Origin of the sequence: Pseudomonas agronomica (assembly GCF_025917275.1) — a bacterium.
GTDB classification, from domain to species: domain Bacteria; phylum Pseudomonadota; class Gammaproteobacteria; order Pseudomonadales; family Pseudomonadaceae; genus Aquipseudomonas; species Aquipseudomonas agronomica.
The window spans coordinates 1-4,637 of record NZ_JAOSHO010000407.1 but is presented as its reverse complement, the minus strand read 5'-3'; the positions used below and the strand labels follow the sequence as shown (position 1 = coordinate 4,637).

Genomic DNA, 4,637 nt, shown 5'->3' with positions numbered 1-4,637 from the left:
CAGCGCAAACGTCACGCCGTGAATCATCGTTTCCAGGAACAGCGCGATTGCGTCGAAAGTGTTGGCGCCGTTTTGCGTCAACCATTCGACAAAGCCCGCGATGTACTGGCCCAAGGGTATTTTCTGATCAATAAGCATGGTAGTGAACGTCCGCATGCAAGGAATAAACAGCCCGGGCGAGCGAACCCGCCCGGCATAAACAAGTTACAGACCGAGCTTGCCTTTCACGGCCTCCAGGCCAGGTTTACCGTCAATGGTGGTGACGCCAGCGAGCCAGGTATCGAGCACCTGTGGATTTTTCTTCAGCCAGGCCTTGGCGGCGGCCTCAGGTTTCATCTTGTCGTCGAGCACGTTGCCCATCAGCGTGCTTTCCATGTCGACGGTGAACTCCAGGTTCTTCAACAGTTGTCCAACGTTGCTGCATTCCTGGCTGTAGCCCTTGCGGGTGTTGGTCGCCACGGTCGCGGCACCGAAGTCGGGGCCGAAGAAGTCGTCGCCGCCGGTCAGGTACTGGATCTTGAAACGGGTGTTCATCGGGTGTGGGGCCCAGCCGAGGAACACCACGTCGGTGTTGCGCTTGGAGGCGCGATCGACCTGCGAGAGCATGCCCGCCTCACTCGACTCGACGACTTTGAAGCCGGCGTCCTTCAGGCCGAAGGCGTTCTTTTCGATCATGCTCTGGATCAGGCGGTTGCCGTCGTTGCCCGGTTCGATGCCGTAGATCTTGCCGTCCAGCTCTTTCTTGAATTTGGGGATGTCGGCGAAGTCTTTCAGTCCCTTGTCATACAGGGCCTGGGGCACGGCGAGGGTGTACTTGGCGCCCTTGAGGTTGGTGCGCACGGTTTCCACGGTGCCGGCTTCGCGGTAGGCCTTGATGTCGTTTTCCATGGTCGGCATCCAGTTGCCGAGGAACACGTCCATGTTCTTGCCATCGGCCAGGGACTTGTAGGTCACCGGCACCGAAATCATCGTGGTCTTGGTCTTGTAGCCGAGGGCATCGAGCACCACGCTGGTGGTGGCGGTGGTTACGGTGATGTCGGTCCAGCCGACATCGGAGAAGTTGACGGTGCTGCATTGAGCGGGCTCTGCAGCGTTGGCCAGCATTGGAAGACTCAGCATGGCGGCCAACAACAACGGCTTGGAACCTTTCATGGGTGGACTCCTGGTGTTTTATTGGCAGTGTCCGGTCGGGACAACCGCGCTTTTTTTGCTTTTTTAAGTTGCGGTTGGTGGCGCGTAGGCACTCTTTGTGACACGCGGCCTTGCAAACGAGCCGTAACCGATCATGTACCAGTGCAAATCCGACGCCTACAGGGTGAGTCGTATCCAGTACAGGGAGGGTCGCATCCAGTGTTGGTGACGTCGTTTACAGATTTTTTCGGCCCTCGGCTGGCTTCTGACACGCAAAAAAACGTCGTAGAACCGGGGCGACAAGGACGCGGCGCTGGTGGGCATGATTGCGTCGGTGTCAGACGTCGAAAGCCCATTCAAAAGCCGGATGATGCGGCCATCCCGGCGTTGAGCGTAGCAGCTCCGCCACCGGACGCTCCTGCGCCCGGACGTGACTGTTCTGGAGATCCAAGGCAATGGCAATCAGCGTATTCGACCTGTTCAAGATTGGTATCGGCCCATCCAGTTCCCACACCGTGGGGCCGATGCGCGCCGCGGCGCTGTTTATCGAAGCGTTGCGTGCGAAGTCGTTTTTGAATGAGGTGCGGCGGGTCGAGGTGCAACTGTTCGGTTCGCTGTCGGCCACCGGCATTGGCCACGGCAGCGATACCGCCACGATCATGGGCTTGATGGGCGAATGGCCCGACTCGATCGACCCGTCGCAGATTGGCGCGCGCATCGAACTGCTGCGCGAAACCCAGACCCTGCTGCTCGACGGTCGGCTGCCGGTGCCTTTCGTCTGGTCCCGGGACATGCGCCTGCTCGACGAAAACCTGCCGTTCCACCCCAACGCGATGACGCTGGTGGCCGAGGGCGACAACGGCGAGCTGCACCGCGACACTTATTATTCCGTCGGCGGCGGTTTTGTCGTCGACCAGGCCCAGGCGTCCAGCGGCGTCTTGGACCTGGACACCACCGAGTTGCCTTACGACTTCTCCAGCGCCGAAGAACTGCTCGGACTGTGTCGCACGCACAACTTGCGAGTGGCTGAACTGATGATGGCCAACGAGAAGGTCTGGCGTTCGGAAGAGGAGATTCGCAGCGGCCTGATGAAGCTCTGGCGGGCCATGCAGGACTGCGTGGAGCAGGGCCTCCAGCATGAAGGCATCCTGCCGGGCGGCTTGAACGTGCGTCGGCGGGCGGCCAAGTTGCACCGCAGCCTGCAGGAGTTGAACAAACCAAACGTGATCGGCTCGACCCTGAGCGCCATGGAGTGGGTCAACCTGTTCGCCCTGGCAGTCAACGAGGAAAACGCCGCCGGTGGCCGCATGGTCACGGCGCCGACCAACGGTGCGGCGGGGATCATCCCGGCGGTGCTGCATTACTTCATGAAATTCAGCGAGGCCGTTACTGACGCCAACGTCGTGGATTATTTCCTCGGCGCGGCGGCGGTGGGGATCCTGTGCAAGAAGAACGCCTCGATCTCGGGGGCCGAAGTGGGCTGCCAGGGTGAGGTCGGCTCGGCCTGCGCCATGGCGGCGGCGGGCCTGGCGGAAATCCTCGGGGCCTCGCCGGAACAACTGTGCAACGCGGCGGAAATCGGCCTGGAACACAATCTCGGCCTGACCTGCGATCCGGTGGGCGGCCTGGTCCAGGTGCCGTGCATCGAGCGCAACGCGATTGCCGCAGTAAAAGCCATCAATGCCGCGCAAATGGCCCTGCGCGGCGACGGTCAGCATTTCATATCCCTGGACCGGGTGATCCGCACCATGCGCGACACCGGCGCCGACATGCATGACAAATATAAAGAGACATCGCGGGGCGGGCTGGCGGTCAGTGCGGTGGAGTGTTGATCCCGGCGCTACACATGAACCTGTGGCTGTAGGAGCTGCCGAGCGAAGCGAGGCTGCGATCTTGTCCCAGGCAATTGAATCTCAAGCGAAAGATCAACATCAAAAGATCGCAGGCTCCGCCAGCTCCTACAGAGCATGAAAACCGCTCGTAAAATGAACACCGCTACAAAAACACGCCACGTTTTGGCGCGTCGCAAACAGATAAGGGGTGACTTGTCGGTCACGCCTTCGGGCGCCGCGCTACCGTCCGTCCCCGCGCTTGCGGTGACAACCATCGCGCAAACGGCGCAGCCCAGTTACCACAAGTGCTACCGATCTGCTCACAACCCGCTGTGGCAGGCCCCTGCCGCCCTTGATAGCCCTTATAACCCCGCCCCCACAGGCCCCTTATATAGACAGGTCGGCATGTCGTTTTCAGGAGTTATTGAACGCGCATTCAAATTTAGGCATGGCAATTGCTCTATCCCGATAAAGCCCCGTCTCACGCAAGAGAACGGTGCGCAATAACAAGAGCCTCCGCCTGAGGCCATCACCCGCTTTGTGTGAGGAGATACCGCGATGACGACGTCCAACTCCGGGGCCCAACCCCAGAACCGTGCGCCTCAATCCATCGGCTTTCTGCTGCTGGACAATTTCACGCTGATTTCCCTGGCGTCCGCGGTGGAACCGCTACGCATGGCCAACCAACTGTCCGGTCGCGAGCTGTACCGCTGGACCACCCTGACCGTCGATGGCGGCCAGGTCTGGGCCAGTGACGGTTTGCAGATCACCCCGGACGCCTCCATGCACAAGGCGCCGTCCCTTGACACCGTCATCGTCTGTGGCGGCATCGGCATCCAACGTACTGTTACCCGTGAGCATGTTTCGTGGCTGCAAAGCCAGGCCCGTCAGTCCCGTCGCCTTGGCGCGGTCTGCACCGGGAGCTGGGCCCTGGCCTGCGCCGGCCTGCTGGACGGTTTTGATTGCAGCGTGCACTGGGAATGCCTGGCGGCGATGCAAGAAGCCTTTCCACGGGTGTCGATGAGCACACGCCTGTTCACCCTCGACCGCAACCGCTTCACCAGCTCCGGTGGCACCGCGCCGCTGGACATGATGCTGCACCTGATCAGCCGTGATCACGGTCGCGAGCTGTCGGCGGCGATCTCGGAAATGTTCGTCTACGAGCGTATCCGCAACGAGCAGGATCACCAGCGCGTGCCGCTCAAGCACATGCTTGGCACCAACCAGCCGAAGCTGCAGGAAATTGTCGCGCTGATGGAGGCCAACCTCGAAGAGCCGATCGACCTGGACGAACTGGCAGTGTACGTCGCCGTGTCCCGGCGTCAGCTGGAGCGCCTGTTCCAGAAGTACCTGCATTGCTCGCCGTCGCGCTATTACCTCAAGCTGCGACTGATTCGGGCGCGGCAACTGCTCAAGCAGACGCCGATGTCGATCATCGAGGTGGCCTCGGTGTGCGGCTTCGTCTCCACGCCGCACTTCTCCAAGTGCTACCGCGAATACTTCGGCATTCCGCCGCGGGATGAGCGCGTCGGTTCCAACACCACGCAACAGGTGGCAATGATGCCGCTGCCGCAGGCCCTGGTGCTGTCGCCGCTGTCCGGCCCGCTGTCGGCGCTGAGCCAGGCGCGCAACGAGTCGACGTTTGCCAGCGTGAGGCTCTAGACCGCAGCGCCT

Annotated in this window: 3 protein-coding genes and 1 pseudogene; 2 read left to right on the top strand and 2 right to left on the bottom strand. The window is 61.3% G+C overall.

The window, feature by feature from the left end; translation table 11 throughout:
• Positions 1-138 (bottom strand): annotated as a pseudogene (locus OC610_RS21620) (choline ABC transporter permease subunit); the annotation flags it as partial.
• A gap of 66 nt (positions 139-204) precedes the next feature.
• Positions 205-1,152, bottom strand: a complete 948-nt coding sequence (locus OC610_RS21615; protein ID WP_264430644.1) for a choline ABC transporter substrate-binding protein — start codon at positions 1,150-1,152, stop codon at positions 205-207.
• Between the two features lie 434 nt (positions 1,153-1,586).
• Between OC610_RS21615 and OC610_RS21610 the strand changes: the two genes are divergently transcribed.
• Together OC610_RS21610 and gbdR are read left to right on the top strand one after the other, a co-directional pair.
• Positions 1,587-2,963 carry an L-serine ammonia-lyase gene (locus tag OC610_RS21610; protein WP_264430641.1) on the top strand — a complete coding sequence of 459 codons (1,377 nt, stop codon included), beginning with the start codon at positions 1,587-1,589 and terminating at the stop codon, positions 2,961-2,963.
• Between the two features lie 558 nt (positions 2,964-3,521).
• Entirely contained in the window at positions 3,522-4,625 is a 1,104-nt protein-coding gene (gene gbdR, locus OC610_RS21605; protein ID WP_039590608.1) for a choline metabolism transcriptional regulator GbdR, read from the top strand.
• The last annotated feature ends 12 nt before the right edge of the window (positions 4,626-4,637 follow it).

What these genes read in the sequence shown, in the direction of transcription:
- gbdR (WP_039590608.1), top strand. Translation starts at nt 3,522, where the DNA reads ATGACGACGTCCAACTCCGGGGCCCAACCCCAGAACCGTGCGCCTCAA.
- OC610_RS21615 (WP_264430644.1), bottom strand. Translation starts at nt 1,152, where the DNA reads ATGAAAGGTTCCAAGCCGTTGTTGTTGGCCGCCATGCTGAGTCTTCCA.
- OC610_RS21610 (WP_264430641.1), top strand. Translation starts at nt 1,587, where the DNA reads ATGGCAATCAGCGTATTCGACCTGTTCAAGATTGGTATCGGCCCATCC.